A 1,192-nucleotide genomic window follows, 5' to 3' on the forward strand; every position below is an offset into this window, starting at 1 on the left:
GGAAACTCTGAAAAAGACTTCCAAATCTGGTGAGATACGGCTGTCCCACGAACTGAACGGTTGAGCCCCGATGAAGCAAATGTCTTTCGCTGATGCCGAGTACGCAGGCAAACGTAAGCAGACCCGCCGTGAGCGTTTCCTGATTGAGATGGATCAGGTCGTGCCCTGGAAAGGCCTGATTGCGTTGATCGAGCCGCATTATCCGAAGGGTGAAGGCGGTCGTCCGGCGTATCCGTTGATGGCCATGCTGCGGGTTCATCTGATGCAAAACTGGTTCGGCTACAGCGATCCGGCGATGGAAGAGTCCCTCTACGAAACCACGATTCTGCGCCAGTTTGCCGGGCTGCATTTGGATCGGATTCCGGATGAAACCACGATCCTCAACTTCCGCCGGCTGTTGGAAAAACATGAGCTGGCCGGTGGGATTTTGCAGGTCATCAACGGCTATTTGGGCGACCGAGGTTTGCTGCTGCGTCAGGGAACTGTGGTCGATGCGACGATCATTCATGCGCCCAGTTCGACCAAGAACAAGGACGGTAAACGCGACCCCGAAATGCACCAGACAAAGAAAGGAAATCAGTACTATTTCGGGATGAAATCGCACATCGGTGTCGATGTTGAATCCGGTCTGGTACATAGCGTGGTGGGCACGGCGGCGAATGTGGCGGACGTGACTCAGGTCGATCAGTTGCTGCATGGCGAGGAAACTTACGTCTCTGGCGATGCCGGTTACACCGGCGTGGAGAAGCGTGCGGAGCATCAACATCGCCAGATGATCTGGTCGATCGCAGCGCGCCCCAGCAGCTATAAGAAGCATGCAAAAAAGAGCCTGATCGGTCGCATGCGCCGCAAAATCGAATACGCGAAAGCTCAAGTCCGGGCCAAGGTTGAGCATCCATTCAGGGTGATCAAGCGCCAGTTTGGTTATACGAAAGTCCGCTTCCGAGGCTTGGTGAAAAACACCGCGCAGCAGACCACACTGTTTGCCTTATCGAACCTGTGGATGATGCGAAAACGACTGTTGAATGCAGGCGAGGTGCGCCTGTGATGTGGACAATGAGCCCTGAAAAGGTGCTATTCCGCAAAAAACAGTGAACTGACAGGAGGAAAGGTCTGATTTTCGATTAAGTCGGTGTTTTTTGAACCTCAGACAGCGAGGCCGTTAAAAACGGCTGCTTACTTCAGACCTTCC

Annotated in this window: 1 protein-coding gene; it reads left to right on the forward strand. The window is 53.8% G+C overall.

From position 1 onward, the window contains the following. Window positions 1-70: 70 nt before the first annotated feature. Window positions 71-1,048, forward strand: a complete 978-nt coding sequence (locus H096_RS24910) for an IS5 family transposase (protein ID WP_033902000.1) — start codon at window positions 71-73, stop codon at window positions 1,046-1,048. Window positions 1,049-1,192: the final 144 nt, after the last annotated feature.

It is taken from the genome of Pseudomonas sp. FH1 (assembly GCF_000510895.2).
GTDB lineage: Bacteria > Pseudomonadota > Gammaproteobacteria > Pseudomonadales > Pseudomonadaceae > Aquipseudomonas > Aquipseudomonas azotoformans_A.

Bases quoted from the DNA above. Each gene is read 5' to 3' on its own strand.
- H096_RS24910 (WP_033902000.1), top strand. From the start codon at position 71: ATGAAGCAAATGTCTTTCGCTGATGCCGAGTACGCAGGCAAACGTAAG.